The sequence below is a fragment of the Planococcus alkaliphilus genome (assembly GCF_057031095.1).
Genome location: NZ_CM168060.1, coordinates 1306228 through 1324677, shown reverse-complemented (window position 1 = coordinate 1324677; position 18450 = coordinate 1306228). Strand labels below are relative to the sequence as shown.

Genomic DNA, 18450 nt, shown 5'->3' with positions numbered 1-18450 from the left:
CTTTTCATTTGTCCAGACTCCAGCGCCCAGCCCCTCGAGTCGCTTCGGTCTCTCAGCAAATGGCAAAGAGCGCCATTCCCCGAAAGCCCTCCAGCGCTTGTCAGAGCTGACCGGGCGCTTCCGCTTTTCGTCTTAATCTTCCATCGTTGACAAATCGCCTGTCGGCAAATCGAGTTCCCATGCCTTCAAGACGCGGCGCATGATTTTACCGCTGCGGGTCTTCGGCAATTTGTCTTTGAATTCGATTTCTTTTGGTGCTGCATGGGCAGCCAATCCTTTTTTGACGAATTGCTGAATGTCTTGGATTAATTCATCTGATGGTTCATAACCCGTATTCAAAGCGACAAACGCTTTGATGATTTCTCCGCGCACCGGATCCGGTTTTCCGATCACTCCTGCTTCTGCTACGGCCGGGTGTTCGAGTAGTTTGCTTTCCACTTCGAATGGGCCAACGCGTTCGCCGGAAGTCATGATAACATCATCTACACGGCCCTGGAACCAGAAATAACCTTCTTCATCCATATAAGCCGAATCTCCAGAAACGTACCATTTATCATTCAGGAAATACGATTCGTATTTTGATGGATTGTTCCAAATTTGGCGCATCATCGACGGCCAACCTTTTTCAATTGCCAGATTCCCCATCTGGTTAGGAGCCAGTTCATTGCCTTGGTCATCCACAATTGCTACTTTTATGCCTGGCACCGGTTTGCCCATTGAGCCCGGTTTGATCGCCATCGAAGGATAGTTGCAGATCGTCTGCGCACCCGTTTCAGTCATCCACCACGTATCGTGGATTCGTTTGTCGAATACTTGGACACCCCAACGCACCACTTCCGGATTTAACGGCTCCCCTACTGATAGAACATGGCGAAGCGTTGAGAGGTCATATTCTTTTACTAATGCATCTCCTGCACCCATCAGCATACGGAAAGCGGTTGGCGCACTGTACCAAACCGTAACACCGAAATCTTCAATGGCCTTGTACCATCCATCTGGAGAAAAACGGCCGCCTAAAATAACCGTCGTTGTTCCTGTCAGCCAAGGAGCAAAAACGCCATACGCCGTTCCAGTAACCCAGCCTGGGTCGGCTGTACACCAATAAATATCTTCTTCTTGAAGATCCAATACCCATTTGCCGGTCTGATATTGCTGGACCATGGCATATTGGGCATGAAGAACGCCTTTCGGTTTCCCGGTTGAACCGGATGTATAATGCAAGACTAGACCGTCTTCTTTATCCAGCCATTCGATTTCAAATTTATCGGAAGATCCGTGAAGATGCTTCATGAAATCGACCGTATGATCATTTTCTTCAATTTCTTCACCTACGAGGAAAACGGTTTTAAGATTCGGCAGCCGGTCAAACGGCACACGCGGCAATAATTCCGGTGTTGTGATGATCGCTTTCGCATCGCTGTCATCTAAACGATCGTAAATGGCGCCTTCCATAAATGCTTCAAATAACGGCCCAACGATCAAGCCCATTTTGAGTGCGCCGAACATTGCAAAATAGAGTTCTGGAGAACGCGGCATGAAAATAAACATACGGTCGCCTTTTTCCAGTTCTGAATGGAATTTCAATAAATTCGCTGCACGATTTGTCATACGCTTCATTTCATAGAACGTATAAGACTCGTTTCGCGATGAGTCTTTGTAATATAGAGCTACTTTATTCTTTCGATAGGATTCAGCGTGGCGGTCGATCGCTTCGTACGCCATATTTACTTTACCGCTTTCATACCAACTGAATTCTTTTTCAACTTCAGTCCAGTCGAAATCTGCTGCGATGTCTTCATAATTATGTAGATGATGCTCCCCTTGTCTTGCCGGTATCGCTTCCACTTTCATCCAAATCATCCTTTCCCAATTGGTTCTCTTATATTCTACAACACTCTGACAACTGAAAGCTAATAATTTTAACTTTTTAGAAAACAATGGATAATTTCACTTTCCAAGTCCCATTTCCTTTTTCGTTTCATGTATAATGTACCTAATTGTACCCAATAGGCGGTGAAAAGATGGAACATCCGAAGAAATACCATTCAATGAATTTAGAAACAAAGAACGGACCTTTGCTTCTTGAAGGGCCCGTTCCTTCGAATGAATTGAAAGCGCTTGAATTTCATGAAGACCTAGTAGCGTTTAGGCAGCCTGCCCAACAGCATAAAGCCATTACCGAAATTGCCGATCTTCCGGAAGGCCGCATTCTCATTGCTCGGTCAGAAAATACCATTGTCGGCTACGTGACTTTCCTCTACCCCGATCCACTTGAGCGATGGTCAGAAGGAAAAATGAAAGATTTGATTGAACTTGGGGCCATCGAAATCATCCCTAAATACCGGGGTGGCGGCGTTGGGAAATCTTTGCTGCGTTTATCGATGCGGGATGATTATTTCGAAGATTTTATCGTCATCACAACCGAATATTATTGGCATTGGGATTTAAAAGGCACCGGATTGAATGTTTGGGAGTACCGTAAAATCATGGAGAAGATGATGCAGGCTGGCGGGTTGGAGTATTTCGCTACAGATGATCCTGAAATCAGTTCCCATCCTGCCAATTGCTTAATGGCCAGAATCGGCAGCCGGGTTCCACCGTCATCTGTCCAGCAATTTGACCAGCTCCGTTTCATGAACCGCTATATGTATTAATCGAATAAAGGGGTGTATCTATGTTAATAGAAGAAATTATGAAAACCGATATTCAAACTTTAACTCCAGAGCAGACCGTGCAAAACGTTTTTGAACTTTTTGAAGAAAAGCGAATCCGTCATGCACCCGTAGTCGAAAACGGAAAAGTGGTCGGCGTCGTCTCTGACCGCGATTTAAAAGATGCTTTGCCTTCTCGTTTCACCGTTTCTCCTAAGAAAGATGCGTACGAAAAAAAAGTTGAAGATATCATGACCAAGAATCCGATCACCGCCCATCCAATGGATTTCGTTGAAGAAATCGCTGTGGTTTTCTACGATCAGCAAATAGGCTGCCTTCCCATTATCAGCAGCGGCAAGCTAGTCGGCTTTATCACGGAGACCGATCTTTTATACAAGTACATTGAATTGACCGGCGCTCACCAGCCGGGCTCTCAAATTGAAATCAAAGTGCCTGACCGTTCCGGTGTTCTTTTTGATGTCTCCAAAGTATTTCATGATAAAAACGTCAATATCCTAAGCGTGCTCGTATACCCCGACAGCCATAACCGAGCGAACAAGATATTGATTTTCCGCGCTCAGACCATGAACCCACTAGCTCTCATAGATGACTTACGAAAAGAAGGTTTCGATGTCCTATGGCCGAGCGCGCCGCAAATGAACGAATGAAACACGCTGTCTTCATTTTCTCAGAAGATCAATTGGGGTATAAATTTTCTGATACGCATCCATTCAATCAAAAAAGGCTCGTTCTGACAATCGATCTTCTCCGCGAAATGAATGCGCTGCCAGAAGACTTGATTGTACCTGCCCGAGTCGCTACAGACGAAGAGCTTTTGCTTGCCCATGATGAACGTTATATCGATATTGTCAAAAAAGCGAGTAGAGGGGAAATCTCACCGGAAGCCGGTGAAAGCTACGGCATCGGAACTGAAGATACTCCCATTTTTGAAAATATGCACGAAGCAAGTGCCAGATTAGTTGGCGGCACACTGACCGCTGTAGATTATGTTATGGAAGGAAAAGCCCAGCATGCGTTGAATTTGGGCGGCGGCCTCCATCACGGGTTCCGCGGAAAAGCTTCAGGTTTCTGCATTTATAACGACAGTTCTGTTGCCATCAACTATATTAAGAAAAAATATGGAGCTCGAGTTTTGTACATTGATACAGACGCCCATCATGGAGATGGCGTCCAATGGAGCTTCTATGACGATCCGGAAGTCTGCACGGTTTCCATTCACGAAACGGGAAGGTATTTGTTCCCTGGGACTGGCAACATCAATGAGCGCGGGAGTGGACAAGGCTATGGCACTTCTTTTAATTTTCCCATCGATGCTTTTACGGAAGATGAGTCATTCCTTGAAATCTACCGGACCGCAATGAAAGAAATTGTTGAATTCTTTAAACCCGATGTCATCCTTAGTCAAAACGGTGCTGACGCCCATTATTTGGACCCTCTTACCCATTTATACGGAACGATGAATATCTATAAGGAAATCCCTAAAATTGCTCATGAGCTGGCTCATGAGTATTGTGAGGGCCGATGGATTGCCGTAGGCGGCGGAGGCTACGATATTTGGCGTGTCGTTCCCCGCGCATGGTCGATGATCTGGATGGAGATGAATAATTTCCCTCTCCCAAACGGCCAATTGCCAGATTCATGGATTTCAAAATGGCAGCCTGAATCGCCTGTGCCGTTAATTAAAACATGGGAAGATCCCATTAATATGTACCAAGCCATTCCAAGAAAAGAAGAAATAACCGACAAGAACTTCCAGATGCTCAATAAAGCCTTATATATGATTCGAAACGCATAAAAATAGAGCCCCGAATGGGGCTCTATTTTTATGCGTTTTTTGTAGATTGGCGTTCTTCAATGCGATACGGCAAAATAACTTGTTTTTCTTCGATTTCTTCTTCGTTCATATATTTTGTCAGCAAGCGCATGGAAACGGCTCCGATATCATATAAAGGAAATGCGATCGATGTCAGCATCGGACGTGCCATGCGTGCCAGTTTGGAATTTTCATAGCTGATGATTTCTACATCCTCAGGCACTTTTTTTCCGCTTTCTTCAAGCGCATGAATGACGCCGATGGACATTTCGTCATTGCTGACAAAATATGCGGTTGGCTCATAAGGCTGCAAAGTAGAGACAGCTTCCATGCCTTCGTCATAGGAATTATTGCATTCTACGACCAGTTTCTCATCATAGTCAATGCCTGCATCTAACAACGCTTCTGTGTAAGCTTTTAATTTATAGTCTCTATTGATTTTAGAGCTTAGTGGACCTGAAACAAAGGCGATTTTCTTATGTCCATTATCGACCAATTTTTTAACCGCCTCGTAGGCAGCTCCATAATAATCGATATTGACTGACGCCACTGCGTTCGTTTCATCGATTGATCCGGCTAAAACGATCGGTGTTGGCGATCTTTCCATTTCATAAAGAAGTTCAGTTGAGATAACATCGCTCATGAAAACTATGCCATCGACTTGTTTTCCAAGCATTGTTTCCAACAATTGAAGTTCCTTATTCTGATTTTGGTCTGAGTTCGACAAAATGATGTTATAGCGGTACATGGTCGCAATGTCTTCTATTCCCCGAGCTAGTTCTGCATACATACTGTTTGAAATATCGGGAATGATGACGCCGACCGTTGTGGTTTTCTTGCTGGCTAATCCTCTAGCCACTGCGTTAGGGCGATACCCCAATTCTTCAATTACTTTTAATACTTTCTTTCTCGTAGCAGGTTTTACGTTTTGATTGCCATTCACTACTCGCGAAACGGTAGCCATGGATACATTCGCTTCTCTTGCTACGTCATAAATCGTAACGGTCACGGTGCGCCCTCCTTTCCTATATCTATAATCATACGATAAAGCGTTTCATCTAATCAACTAAAAAAAGAAAAGCCGGGGAGCCCGGCTCTTCGAATTTACATTTTTAATTCGTATTGCTTCATGAATTTCATCAATGAATCGTAGTATTCGTCGAATTGCTGCAAGTTCATTTGCTGAGCTGCATCTGACAAGGCAACTGCCGGGTCTGGATGAACTTCAGCCATAACTCCATCAGCTCCGATAGCGATAGCCGCTTTAGCAGCCGGCAATAATAGATCGCGGCGGCCAGTGGAATGCGTAACATCAACAAATACCGGCAAATGTGTTTCTTGCTTCAAAATCGGCACTGCCGAGATATCCAATGTATTTCTTGTCGCTTTTTCATAAGTGCGGATTCCGCGCTCGCAAAGGATGATTTGATCATTTCCTGATGCGATGATGTATTCCGCTGCATTGATGAATTCATCGATTGTTGCAGCCATCCCTCTTTTTAGAAGAACCGGTTTATTGATTTGTCCGACCGCTTTCAGCAATTCGAAGTTCTGCATATTGCGCGCCCCTACTTGGACAACGTCCAGGTAAGGCAATGCATCTTCCAAATGTGAAGGTGTGACAATTTCAGATACGACAGCCAAATTGTATTGCTCCGCTGCCGCTTTCAACATTTTCAGACCTTCTAGGCCTAGACCTTGGAAATCATAAGGGGAAGTACGTGGCTTGTATGCTCCTCCGCGAATTAAACGAAGGCCTTTTCCGCCAATAGCTTCTGCCACTTTCGTTACTTGTTCTTGAGATTCAACTGCACACGGTCCGAAGATGAATGAAGGTGTTCCTTCACCGATGCGTTCTCCGTTGATCGTGATGATTGTATCCTCTGATTTCTTTTTACGGGAAACCAGCAATGCTTTGCGTTGGTCTTCTTCTTGCATATCCAAAGCAGATTTGAAAATTTCCTTGAATATATGGTCAACGGTCTTTTGATCAAGTGGACCGCTATTATGGTCTTTTAATAAGTTAAGCATATGGCGTTCACGCAATGGATCGTAGCGATTGACACCTTGTTTTTCTTTGATTTTCCCGATTTCCTGGATGACTGTTGCTCTTTCGTTGATAAGAGAAAGGATTTGCAGGTTGACTGCGTCAACTTTTTCTCTAAGCTGTTCTAAATCTAATTGGCTCATTTTCTACTTCCCCTTTCGAGATTCACCTTACTTAGTGACTCATATTAACATATTAGAACTATTATAAGCAAAGTATTCAATAAAGTCACGAAATTTATTTTAGCGATTCAACGCGCTAAAGTGTTTTAGAATAAAAAAAGCTGAAGCACTAGGCTCCAGCTTACTTTTTAAGCGATAAATTCTGTCATGGATTTGCTTGTTATATCCCCATGAGAAGCATGCCAATCCACTTTTTCGCTTGCAAAATGGAATAATTGAGGAGATTCATGTTTAATTCCGGTAATTTCCGCAATGTTTTGTGACAATTCCCGGTCTTCCTGAACCACTAAAAACAAAAACAATTGATTCGGATGCAGTGAACAGTATTCATTGAATTCATTCCATGCTGCGGCTGAAACCGGGCATGTACTGCTGTGTTTAAATAGCCAGTAATGCTGGGCTTTGCCTGCATGCTGCTTCAAACTGTCCAGATCCTGTACACGCACTAGATTTTTCATTTAACCCGCTCCTACATCAGTTTGATGATTTGTTGTTGTTGTTTTTATTGCCTGAGTTATTGTTTTTATTGCTTGAGTTGTTATTGTTTGAGCTGTTGTTAGATGAATTGCTGTTGCTCGGGTTTTTGTTCGAGTTGTTGCTGTTGTTTGAGCTATTGCTAGACTCCGATTTTTTTTCTTCTTTCACTTCTTCTACCGCTTCGCGTAAAGCATTCGCAGTTGAAGTAAATGCTTCCTTGCCTGTAGATTCTGCTTGGTCTACTGAATTTTGAACTGTATCCAGCATCTCGATCGATTCTTCGCCTTCTGACGAAGCTGTGCCGTCGTCCATTGGAGACTGGCCACCTTTCAGGTTCTTCACTTTATCGACAACTTTAGAAGACTGCTCTTTGACTTGCTGCGTCAATCCGCCTGATTTTTCTTTGGCAGTGTCTGTATAAGTAGAGGTTTTCTCTTTTAAAGTAGTCGCATGTGTATTTAAATCAGAGCGCAATTCCTTGCCTGATTTAGGCGCTAAGAACAATGCCGTTGCAGCGCCGATGATTCCGCCGACTAAAGCACCGATGATAAAGTCTTTTGAACCTGACTCATCTTCGTAATCGTAAAGATCATCGTAGCGGTTCGTCATGCCGTAAGATTGCGGCACGTAATCATTTTGCTGATAGTTCTGGCCGTTTTGAGAATAGTAATCACGATTGTATTGAGGTTCATTATAAGTTGGACGTTGGTTGTTATCATTGTTATGTGTCATTTGAACATTCCTCCATTATGGTAATTTAGTATTGATCGTTATGAGGCAATTGCTTTTGCCCTGGAACCGGTGCATAAGATGACGAAGCACGAGCTTCATAGATTTTACGCTCTTTCCACTTATCGCGGATGCCCATGACGACATTGCTCCATTGAACAACTTGAGCAATCTTATCTTGGTTCATTTCGACTTGAGTCGAAACTTCAGAAGTGACGCGGCGGATGGATGAATTCAAATCCGTAACCGAATTCCCCACACCTTTAACTGCATCTACTACTGTATTCAGTTTTTCAGATTTAACTTGAATGTCTTCAGCTAATTCATTTGTTTTGTGCAGCAAGTTCGTCGTCTCCAACGTGACCCCCTGCAATTGATTTTCAAGGCCTGCTACTGTTCCAGTTACCTCTTTCAATGTGTTCTTCAGCGAATTCAATGTCATCGCCAATGCTACGCATAGAATTAAAAATCCGATAGCTGCTACGATAGCCGCTATGTAAAGCAGTATTTGCCAATCCATGCTTTTTCCTCCTTTTGCGAAACTGTTATATCTCTTTTGTACCCCGCTGCTTATACACCTAAACACCGGTACTTTATCTTAATTCAACAAAACTTAAGGAATTCCTCCTAGGGAAAAGACAATTTGGTTTAAAAAATTAGAAACTCCCGTCAACTATTCTTTTTAAAACCATCACCCTTACTCTTCGGATTTTCCAAAATCCGTTTTATCCTTTTCCACTATTAAGGATATAGTAATCTCCTTTTCGCGAATTTTTGCAAAAAAAACAGCTTAACTTTAAAAGTTAAACTGTTTCCTCAGTCTTCAATAGTTTCTCGAAGGCTTCTTGGAACTTGGTCACGTCTCCGGCACCCATAAATAAAAATACGGCTTGTCCATGTGCGAGCAACGGCTTAACGTCATCCGCTTGGAGGATATAACTGCCTTCAATTTTTTCTTCAAGATCTTGAATCGTTAGGACGCCTGCTTCTTCACGTGCTGAACCGAAAATATCGCATAGATAAATATGGTCAGCTTCGCTTAAACTATCGGCAAATTCCTGTAGAAATGTCTGTGTTCGCGTAAAAGTGTGCGGCTGGAAAATCGCCACAAGTTCCCGGTCCGGAAATTTCTGGCGTGCAGATTGCAAAGTCGCGCGGATTTCAGTCGGATGATGTGCATAATCATCGATTAGAATATGCCCGCCAATTTCAGTTTGCGTGAAACGGCGCTTTACTCCTTCGAAATCGGCTAATTGCTGCTGAACGATTTCCGCTGGGATGTTTTCGTAATGGCAGAGGGAAATTACTGCCAATGCGTTCAATATCGCATGATCGCCGAACATCGGAATCGTGAATGTGTAGTAAAATTCGTTGCGGATCACCACATCAAACGTCGTGCCTTCTGTCGACTTGACGACATTTCTTGCCTGAAAGTCATTTTCAGCTCCGAATCCATAATAGACGACCGGAATCGGCGCTTGAATCCGCTGAAGGTATTCATCGTCTCCACATGCTATGATGCATTTTTTCACTTGTTTCGCCATCTCTTCAAATGCATTGAAAACATCATCGATTCCTGCGAAATAATCCGGATGGTCAAAATCGATGTTTGTCATGATCGCATAATCTGGATGATAAGCCAAGAAATGGCGGCGATATTCACACGCTTCTGCAACAAAGAAATGTGAATCCTCTTTACCAAATCCAGTTCCGTCTCCGATCAAGTAAGAAACGGGTTTATAGCCATCAAGAACATGCGCCATCAATCCGGTAGTCGACGTTTTGCCGTGTGCTCCTGTGATAGCGACCGATACATATTGACTCATCAGATCTCCAAGGAATTCATGATAACGAATGATTGTTGCACCGAGCTCTCTTGCTTTTACAAGTTCAGGGTGATGGTCATTAAAAGCATTCCCTGCAATAATTGTCATGTTTTCGTGAATATTATTTTCGTCAAAAGGCAAAATCGTGATGCCTCTTTCACGCAAACGGTCTTCCGTGAAAAAGTGCTGTTCGATATCCGAGCCTTGGACCTGTTCCCCCATGTCGTGCATAATCTGCGCAAGTGGGCTCATACCGGACCCTTTAATGCCGGTAAAATGTAGTACTGTCATAAATGAACCTCCTGTGGGAGTTGAAAATTAGTCTAATCAATTCGTTTGACGGACTGAATAGCTGCTTACTTATGTTTAAACATAATCACTCGATTATACCATTTTTTATGAAAGAGCAATATACCCGATATTTCCTCTTAATTTTCAAGTATTTTGAAGTTTTTACTGGAATACCTCAGCTATATCATCTTCCGTCATAAGAACAGCTCTCGCTTTACTGCCATTCTGCTCTGAAATAAAACCATGCTGTTCAAGGAGATCCATTAAACGCGCAGCCCGGTTATAGCCGATATGGAATTTCCGCTGCAATAGAGACGTCGAGGCGCTTCCTTGAGTCATGATAAAGCGGCAAGCCTCTTCAAACAAATCATCTTGAAAATCCGCTCCGCTAGCCCGCTTGATCAATTCCTCTTCTTTAAAGAAATATTCCGGTTCACCTTGATCTCTTACATGGGCAATCACGTCTTCAATTTCTTCATCTGTCACAAAGGTGCCTTGAATACGGACAGGCGCTGACATGCCATTCCCTAAGTAAAGCATATCTCCCCTGCCAAGCAAGCGTTCTGCCCCTTGCGTATCCAAAATCGTCCGGCTATCCACTTGGGAAGAAACCGAAAATGCGATGCGCGTCGGGATATTGGATTTGATCAATCCCGTAATTACGTCAACAGAAGGACGCTGCGTCGCAATCACCAAATGGATTCCGCACGCTCTTGCTTTTTGCGCAATGCGGCAAATTGCATCTTCAACATCCGAAGGAGACATCATCATCAGGTCAGCCAATTCATCAATGACAATCAGGATATAAGGCAGATGTTGAGCATAATCGCCTTTTTCTTCCACCATCTTATTATAACGGTTTAAATCTCGAACACCTGCGTGGGCAAATAATTGATAACGCCGTTCCATTTCCTCAACAGCCCACTTCAAAGAAGCGGTAGCCGCTTTTACATCTGTAATGACCGGACTGACCAAATGAGGAATATGGTTATAAGGCGCCAATTCGACCATTTTCGGATCAATCAGCAAAAGCTTTAGATCTCTTGGAGAAGATTTATACAATAAGCTCACCAACAAAGAATTGATGCACACGCTTTTCCCGGATCCCGTAGCTCCCGCAATCAGTCCGTGCGGCATTTTCCGAAGATCAAGCGTCACCGGTTTCCCGGTCAAATCGAGGCCCAGCGCTGCTTCCAACGGGGATTCCGACTCTGAAAATACGCGGCTTTCAATGACTTCCGAAATGCGGACAGCCCGTGATTTCCGGTTCGGGATCTCAATCCCGATTGAGCTTTTCCCGGGAATCGGAGCTTGAATCCGAATATCTTTGGCAGCCAATGCCAATTTCAAATCGTCTGCTAAGTTACGTATTTTGCTGACTTTCACGCCTTGTGCCACTGTCACTTCAAATTGCGTAACAGCAGGCCCTTGGACAATGCTTAGTATAGAGGCTTGAATCTGGAAATGGGATAACGCTTCAATTAGCCGCTCGCCTTGCTCTTCCATCCACACTTCATCCACTAAATCATTTTCGGGCGGACGGAGATAATCCGTCCCCGGCTGTTCGTAAGCTTTAACTTCTGTGACAGTTTCCACATCCTGAAATGTTTCCAGTTCCAGAACTTCTGGATGTTCAGTTTCAGGCTCCTTTTCAGCAGACAGAACCTCGGACATCATTTGCCGGTTCACTTCCAGCTTTTTATCATCCGTTGCTGCTTGTTTTTTATCAGACGCCGGTTCAGCTTCAACTACATTTATGTCAGGATTATTTTTAATTGCAGGAGTAGCTGCAGGAATGGACGGTTTTTTGACCCGTTCTTTATCCGATTTCAGCATCAATACATTGAAAGGCACTGTCTTCTCCCGTTTTCCAGCTGGTTTCACCGTTTTAGCCGGCGATTCTGAAGCGGCTTCAAGTTCAGTATGTAGCGGTTTTTCAATTTTGCTTTCGCTCGATTCTTTTTCTGCACTCGGTTCTATAGCTGTAACAATTGGCAGTTCTACAGCCGGTGCTTCAATCGCTTCTGATTCAAGTTCGAGCGTTGCTTCCACTACCGGTTCCGGCACGTTTTCCATCACTTTATCTTCATCTGCCAAGTCCTGATCTGGCAGTATTGTTTCAGCAATAGACTCAGGATTTGAATCCGTTTCAACCGCCTTTTTTTCCTCTTTGGATTCCAAGAGCTCGATAGGCTGATCAGAGGAATGATTATCAGTCGGCTGAGGTACCATGGCTTCTGGTTCTTCAACCGTTTCCGGGGCAAAATTTAAAGCGGGCGCTTTTGTCGCAGCAAGAATCGCTGAAACTTCCTTCTCATCGTTTTTCAATTGCTCAAAAGTGGTTGCCTTTTTCACAATCGGCTTATGGATGCGATTTTCCGGAGTATCGTTGTATCCGTAAATCGGTGAAGGTACGCGGGTTGGTTCAAAACGACGAGTTTTTTTAACGCTTGTCGGCGCTTCGTATTTGCGGCTTTTCGGCGGCACAGGCGGTTCATACGAATGAACGGCTGGTTTCGGCGCTTCATAGCTGCGCGGTTCGGAGCTCCTGCGCGGTTCGTACGTCCGAATGGATTCAAAATCTTGAACCGGCTCGCGATTCCGCACCGGCGTGCGCTCTCTTGGCGTTTCTGGCTGGGCTTCCTGGAGGGTTTTCGCGTCGTAATTCAAAGCACGTTGGATAGCCGGATTTACCGGACGTCTTCTCGGTGCCGCCTGCTGCTCATCCCCTCTTCTTAAACTGTCGCCCAATTTGTCATTTCTCGGATTCTGTTTGATGAACGACCCTTTTTCTTCGTCCGTTATGACAGGAAAACGAAAAGGTGCTCTTTGAGGACGAACCGAAGAAGCCGAAGTGGTTTCTTTTTCGACTTCCTCGTAATCTTCTTCCGTGTCTTCAGGGAACATGCGGCTCCATAAATTTTTAACCCAACTCATTTTGCGTCACGCCTTTACTTCAAATGGTGATCCCGTTTCTGCATCTTCTGGTAAAACGAGTATCCCTTTTTCTTGGGGCGCATTCGGCAACGCCAATTCTTTTGCAGAACAAATCATCCCGCTTGATGCGACTCCGCGAAGCTCTGCATCTTTAATGATCATTCCAGATGGCATAACAGCTCCAACTTTCGCAACTACCACTTTTTGGCCGGCTTCTACATTCGGAGCACCACAAACGATCTGCAATTGTTCAGTTCCGACTGCCACTTGGCAAATATTCAATTTGTCCGCATTCGGGTGTTTTTCTTTCGATTCTACATAGCCGACCACGAATTTTGGCGATAAATCGACTTCTAAAATATAGTCGACGCCGTTTTTCTCCAATGCATTTTGAAGGACAGTGACCACTTCTTCCGTCACTTCGACAGAAGCAGCCCCCCCTAAATCCATGTATTCACTGGCATTAAACAGATTGAAGCCGGCAATCGTGCCAGAAGCGTCTTTGATCAAGGTAATGTCCCCTGTTTGTTCCGGATGAATTTTTTCTGGTGTTTCTGTCTGTAATTGGACTAAAAGGACATCGCCAATTCCGTTTTTATTGTAAAAAGCATTCATTTCTTATCGTTCTCCTCTTCTATTCTATTCTTCGCCATAATGAAAATCGGTTCCAATTCGCCATCCTCATAGATGAACGAAAGTGAAGTGATCGGCACTTTGCCGTTTGTGAAAAAGTGCATCGCCATTTGGGCCAACACATCATAGCCGGTTTCGTTCCGGATATCTCCAATAATCAGCACATCCTGATGGGGCACAGATACGGTCATATCGCCGGTGATTTTTGTTTTCATCTCTTTTAAAAAACTCTCATTTAAAATTCGGGAGGCATCATAGCCATCATTTTCGTTAAGAAAATAAAACACGTTGCCTGCTACATGGTCTTCTTTCACTGCAGTTTTCAGTTTCTTCACCTGAAATTTGGCAATTTCCTTGAGCTGCTCCACTGTCAGACTTAATGAATTTAACATATTTTCATCAATTAAGCGATAGGTAGTCCCCGCATCCAAGGCATAATAGATCCTTGTTTCTGCAGTATGTTCACTCGTCACGAACTTATTTCCTTCTTTCGACTCTTCCGGGAAAGAAGTGGAACGGATAACCGGAAAAATATGTTCGGTCGATTTCAATTCACCTTTCAGCTCTTTTTCCATCGCCTCAAATGTTTCCGTGATGATGTAGACGATTTCATCAATCGCCGGTTCCCCTTTTGCTTCATACCGGTTGATCACTTGAGGCAGAGAAATGCTTGTCCCTTTTTTCAAAGCCTCGTGTTCGATATGAAGCATGTTTTTTTCCCGGTCGAAACGCCAATTCAATTGCGGATTTGGCATCCGCTCTCTCAAAATATTTACAAGTTCAAATGATTTCATCGGATTCCATCCTTTCTCTCAAAAATAAACGGTTCTGCCATAAATGGCGAACCGTCATTTTTTTATCCCGCCGATTCTGGTTAAAGCGAAGAGCTTTAAGCAGATAAATTCGTGATAAATGATTCGATTTCGTCTTGCGTTTTGCGGTCTTTGCTGACAAACCGGCCAGCTTCTGCTCCGTCTTTATAAGCGAGGAAACTTGGAATGCCGTAAATATCCTTTTCGATGCATAAGTCGATAAACTCATCGCGGTCCACCGATACAAATGTATAGCCGCTGAATTTCGTTTCCACGTCCGGCATAATTGGATCGATAACCCGGCAATCCGGGCACCATCCAGCAGTAAACATGAAAACAACCGATTCTGTAGCTGCTAATGTATTGAATTCTTCAACACTCGCTAATTTTCTCATTGTTAAAACTCCTATTCTTCGTTATCGATTGAACGGACGGTTTTCATCATCCATTTCATATTGCCATCAATTTTACTTTCTTCGGAAATGGTCGTCATTTTGACGCCGCCTGCACTGACTACCAATTCATAGCGGTCTTCTGCAATGTTTCGGACAGTCGCAAACCCGAAACGTCCGTTTTCTTCGAAAGTTTCATCCGCAGTCCATTTTTGCTCGGGATTCGCTTTTTGAAGATCGTAGAATAAGCGGCTGTCTGCCGATTCATTCGGATTCACAAATAACACAAAAGAATCGCTGCCTTTTGTAATGATTATATTGTTTTCATCAGAAGGTTCTTCGACTGTGTAGCCTCCCGGCAGATAGAACTCCACATGGTCTGTCTGTTCGTTCACATCTTCCGGTTGTTGTTCAAATGCCGATTTTGCGGATTCCATTCCATCCGCTACCCGTTCTTCCGGCGTAGCAACGCATCCGGCAAGTAAAAATGCTGCGGCTATAACTGCCAATCCTAATTTCTTACGAGGCACACAAATTCCTCCCTAACTTCGTTACTAACCCTTATTTTAAAGGTGTTTTCTAGGACATGCAACTTAATCGCTGTCTTTCAGGAATTGACCGACCAACAGTTCGACGATGTGCTCAAACATTTCATTCCGTTTGATGAGCCCTGCCGTTAAGATACCGATTGCCCCTTTATGATGGCGTACTCCGATTTCGCCGGCGTATTCGTCCATCACTGGCCCCAATTCCCGTCCGGCGCGCAGTTGTTCAGAAATCCTCTCCGGCAACGGAAGTTGTGCACCTGCAGCTGTGTAAACGTATCCTTCTTTTGTAGCCAGCGCACCCCAATTGCATAAATAGAGGACCCCTTCTAATTCGTATACGCCTCCTTCAAGTCCGAACGCAAGATCAAATCCTCCAAGAAGGGCTGTCTGAGCTCGGTTCACAGCGCCTTGCCGCGTTTCTTCTAACGAGAAGGGTTGGGCTGAAACGCCGGATTCCGCCTCAACCGGTACGATTTCGGCTTCGAATTGCAATTTTTCCAAAACGGCTGAGACCGCTTTGATTTTTGCCGGATTGTTCGAAGCGATCGCCGCAGTTAATTTTTCCATGATTCTTCTTCCTTCCTATTTTGAAATTAATTCAAAAAAAAGCGCCCGAAGGCACTTTTTAAGCGTTTTGTTTAATGGTATCTACAGTGGTCTGATCTGCTGCTTTTACGAGTTTGATCAACAACTCTTTGGCTGCCGCATAATCGTCTGTGTGGATAATTGATGCCGATGTATGGATGTACCGCGAACAAATGCCGATGACTGAACTTGGCACCCCTTCGTTCGTCAAATGGACTCTTCCGGCATCGGTTCCGCCTTGTGAAACGAAATATTGGTAGGGAATGCTGTGGGTCTCCGCCATGTCCAAGATAAATTCCCGCATGCCGCGATGTGTAACCATGCTCTTATCTGTAATTCGCAGGAGTGTTCCTTTTCCAAGCTGGCCGAATTCGTTTTTATTGCCATTGGCATCGTTTGCCGGGCTAGCATCAAGCGCAAAGAAAATGTCCGGATTGATCATCGTCGAAGCGGTTTGAGCGCCGCGAAGTCCGACTTCTTCCATAACCGTTGCCCCTGAGAATAATTGGTTCGGCAGTTTTTCATCTTTCAATTCTTTCAATAGTTCAATGGCTAATCCGCACCCGTAGCGGTTGTCCCAAGCTTTGGCCATGATTTTCTTGTCATTGGCCATCGGCGTAAACGGGCTGAAAGGAACAATTTGCTGGCCAGGACGAACGCCAAACGACAACGCATCTTCTCTATCGTCAGCTCCGATATCAATCAGCATATTCTTGATTTCCATCGGTTTGCTGCGCAGCTCATCGCTCAGTAGATGCGGAGGAATCGATCCGATCACACCCGGGATAATTCGATCGCCTGCAATGATTTCGACTCGCGTGGCGAGCATCACTTGGTTCCACCAGCCGCCTAAAGGCTGAAAACGGATCATGCCGTTGTCGGTAATTTGAGTGACCATGAATCCAACTTCGTCCATATGTCCTGCTACCATAATTCTTGGCGAATTCTCTTGTCCATGCTTAACGCCAAAGACACTTCCAAGATTATCTTGAATCAATTCATCGGAATATTTTCCAAGTTCCTGTCTCATGAACTTTCTGACTGCATGCTCATTTCCTGGTGCTCCTGGAAGTTCCGTTAAGGTTTTAAATAACTCTTTCGTTTCACTATTCATGCGTCTAATTCCCCCTAAATAAATTGCCTTTAACTAGTTTAGTTCTTTTATCAGTTTATTTCCAGCTTTGTATTTCGTTTTTCGAAAGAATTTGCCTCTGCATTCCCTTTTAATTTCGCATCGAAAACTTCTATGGTACAATTTAAACAGTACGTATAGGAGGGATTTCAGTGAAGAATCGTGATTTATTGATCGGCTTTGTTACAGGTGTAGCAGCCACTTTCATCATCAAAGAAGTTTATGACCGGAAAGAAAAGCTCTACCCTGCAGACGATGTATTAAGCAGCGTTAAAGCAGCATTTAAAGAAGAAGGTCCGATTGACGGCTCGTGGATTTTCATGAAAACCGAGCCATACAAACAGCACGCAATCACGACTGAAGTTTATAAAGGCGGCATTACACGCCACAGCCAGGATGAACTCGAGCAATTCGAATTCCTTGCAGATGCCTACACTGGCGCTGTTCTTGAAGTTACGAAAGTTTAATTTTCCTATTTAAAAAGGAGCCGGTCAACCCGGCTCCTTTTCTTATGGCTTTTGTTTGTATACGACAGATTCGACGATTTCCTTGCCGTCGCTGCTCCATTTTAAAATGCGGAAATAGGCATCGTGGTAGAAGGAGAAATAGTAGCCTTTATCCAATGCTTCTTTCATCAACTTCTCTTTGGCAAAAATCGAGTCCATCGGGTAATCGTCGTAGGCTAATACCCAAAGCGGATTTTGATGGGCGTGCGTCGGCATGATATCCCCCATATGCAGAATGGTTTCGCCGCCGCTTTCCATTTTGACTACGCTGTGTCCGTTGGAATGTCCCCCAGTATGGATCATTGTAAAGGCGTCGAACAAGGTCTTTTCCCCTTCAAATGTTTCCACTTGGCTGACGATCGGCTCCCAGTTTTCTTTCCAATATGTATTTTTGGAACGGATATTCGGATTTTGCATTTCTTCCCATTCCACTGCGGAAACATGGATTTTCGCATTCGGGAAAACCGGCACATATTCTTCTCCTTGCAGTTTCGTGAGCCCAGCAGCATGGTCACCGTGTAGATGCGTCATGATTACGGTATCGATGTCTTCTACCGTCAACCCGAGTTCAGTCAAGTTTTCTTCGATACGGGATTCTGAAGAAACCCCTAAATTACGCTTTTGGCGATCAGTCAATTTTCCGGAACCGAGACCGCTGTCGATGATAATATTATGGCCTTCATACTGAACAAGAATCGGGTGGGTCGGCAGTTCAATCTGATTTTCTTCATTGACCGGATAACGTTTTGACCAGACGACTTTCGGCACCACCCCAAACATCGTGCCGCCGTCAAGCCAAGTCGTTCCTCCGTCTAACCACGTTAATGCCATATCGTGAAATTGAAATTTCTCCACTATAAATCCCCCT

Annotated in this window: 19 protein-coding genes; 4 read left to right on the top strand and 15 right to left on the bottom strand. The window is 44.2% G+C overall.

The genetic code is table 11. The annotated features are described in order from the left end of the window. Positions 1–132: 132 nt before the first annotated feature. Complete coding sequence (gene acsA, locus AC2EXB_RS06900) at positions 133–1851, bottom strand: acetate--CoA ligase (protein ID WP_483604198.1); 1719 nt, start codon at positions 1849–1851, stop codon at positions 133–135. Positions 1852–2021: 170 nt separating this feature from the next. Between acsA and AC2EXB_RS06895 the strand changes: the two genes are divergently transcribed. From AC2EXB_RS06895 to AC2EXB_RS06885, 3 genes are read left to right on the top strand one after another with little or no spacing between them, the layout of a single operon-like run. Beyond that, a complete protein-coding gene (locus AC2EXB_RS06895) occupies positions 2022–2654 on the top strand; it encodes a GNAT family N-acetyltransferase (protein ID WP_483604197.1) in 633 nt (210 codons plus the stop codon). A 20-nt stretch (positions 2655–2674) separates the two neighbouring features. Continuing rightward, positions 2675–3319 (top strand): acetoin utilization AcuB family protein, encoded by a 645-nt coding sequence (locus AC2EXB_RS06890; protein WP_483604196.1) that lies wholly within the window; start codon positions 2675–2677, stop codon positions 3317–3319. Then, positions 3289–4467 (top strand): acetoin utilization protein AcuC, encoded by a 1179-nt coding sequence (locus AC2EXB_RS06885; protein ID WP_483604195.1) that lies wholly within the window; start codon positions 3289–3291, stop codon positions 4465–4467. Before AC2EXB_RS06890 ends, AC2EXB_RS06885 begins: the two co-directional genes overlap by 31 nt. A gap of 28 nt (positions 4468–4495) precedes the next feature. Here the strand turns inward: AC2EXB_RS06885 and ccpA are convergent, their stop codons facing one another. The 13 genes from ccpA to AC2EXB_RS06820 form a co-directional block, all read right to left on the bottom strand. Continuing rightward, positions 4496–5494, bottom strand: coding sequence for a catabolite control protein A (gene ccpA, locus AC2EXB_RS06880; RefSeq protein ID WP_483604194.1), 999 nt, complete (start codon positions 5492–5494; stop codon positions 4496–4498). Positions 5495–5589: 95 nt separating this feature from the next. Further along, positions 5590–6675 carry a bifunctional 3-deoxy-7-phosphoheptulonate synthase/chorismate mutase gene (locus tag AC2EXB_RS06875; RefSeq protein ID WP_235198857.1) on the bottom strand — a complete coding sequence of 362 codons (1086 nt, stop codon included), beginning with the start codon at positions 6673–6675 and terminating at the stop codon, positions 5590–5592. Positions 6676–6842: 167 nt separating this feature from the next. After that, entirely contained in the window at positions 6843–7172 is a 330-nt protein-coding gene (gene ytxJ / locus AC2EXB_RS06870; RefSeq protein WP_235198856.1) for a bacillithiol system redox-active protein YtxJ, read from the bottom strand. A 16-nt stretch (positions 7173–7188) separates the two neighbouring features. Next, on the bottom strand, positions 7189–7923 hold the full coding sequence (locus tag AC2EXB_RS06865; protein ID WP_483604193.1) for a YtxH domain-containing protein: 735 nt from the start codon (positions 7921–7923) through the stop codon (positions 7189–7191). 25 nt (positions 7924–7948) lie between these two features. Further along, the gene (locus AC2EXB_RS06860) at positions 7949–8440 is read right to left on the bottom strand and encodes a DUF948 domain-containing protein (protein ID WP_483604192.1); all 492 of its coding nucleotides are present in this window, start codon (positions 8438–8440) and stop codon (positions 7949–7951) included. 283 nt (positions 8441–8723) lie between these two features. Beyond that, a complete protein-coding gene (gene murC, locus AC2EXB_RS06855; protein WP_483604191.1) occupies positions 8724–10037 on the bottom strand; it encodes a UDP-N-acetylmuramate--L-alanine ligase in 1314 nt (437 codons plus the stop codon). Between the two features lie 162 nt (positions 10038–10199). Then, positions 10200–12974: a DNA translocase FtsK gene (locus AC2EXB_RS06850; protein WP_483604190.1), complete on the bottom strand. Its 2775-nt coding sequence runs from the start codon at positions 12972–12974 to the stop codon at positions 10200–10202. 6 nt (positions 12975–12980) lie between these two features. Beyond that, entirely contained in the window at positions 12981–13589 is a 609-nt protein-coding gene (gene ytpR, locus AC2EXB_RS06845; protein ID WP_483604189.1) for a YtpR family tRNA-binding protein, read from the bottom strand. Further along, a complete protein-coding gene (locus AC2EXB_RS06840) occupies positions 13586–14401 on the bottom strand; it encodes a DUF1444 family protein (RefSeq protein WP_251478391.1) in 816 nt (271 codons plus the stop codon). The genes ytpR and AC2EXB_RS06840 overlap by 4 nt, the downstream gene beginning before the upstream one ends. Positions 14402–14496: 95 nt before the next feature. Continuing rightward, positions 14497–14814, bottom strand: a complete 318-nt coding sequence (locus AC2EXB_RS06835; RefSeq protein ID WP_235198849.1) for a thioredoxin family protein — start codon at positions 14812–14814, stop codon at positions 14497–14499. Positions 14815–14825: 11 nt separating this feature from the next. Then, positions 14826–15341 carry a hypothetical protein gene (locus AC2EXB_RS06830; RefSeq protein WP_483604188.1) on the bottom strand — a complete coding sequence of 172 codons (516 nt, stop codon included), beginning with the start codon at positions 15339–15341 and terminating at the stop codon, positions 14826–14828. A gap of 63 nt (positions 15342–15404) precedes the next feature. Next, positions 15405–15926: a DUF84 family protein gene (locus AC2EXB_RS06825; RefSeq protein WP_235198847.1), complete on the bottom strand. Its 522-nt coding sequence runs from the start codon at positions 15924–15926 to the stop codon at positions 15405–15407. 58 nt (positions 15927–15984) lie between these two features. Continuing rightward, a complete protein-coding gene (locus AC2EXB_RS06820) occupies positions 15985–17058 on the bottom strand; it encodes a M42 family metallopeptidase (protein ID WP_483604187.1) in 1074 nt (357 codons plus the stop codon). A gap of 170 nt (positions 17059–17228) precedes the next feature. On the opposite strand from AC2EXB_RS06820, the gene AC2EXB_RS06815 reads away from it, so the two are divergent. After that, a complete protein-coding gene (locus AC2EXB_RS06815; RefSeq protein WP_235198845.1) occupies positions 17229–17543 on the top strand; it encodes a PepSY domain-containing protein in 315 nt (104 codons plus the stop codon). A gap of 42 nt (positions 17544–17585) precedes the next feature. On the opposite strand, the gene AC2EXB_RS06810 is transcribed toward AC2EXB_RS06815, so the two are convergent. Continuing rightward, positions 17586–18437, bottom strand: coding sequence for a YtnP family quorum-quenching lactonase (locus AC2EXB_RS06810; RefSeq protein WP_235198844.1), 852 nt, complete (start codon positions 18435–18437; stop codon positions 17586–17588). Between the last annotated feature and the right edge of the window lie 13 nt (positions 18438–18450).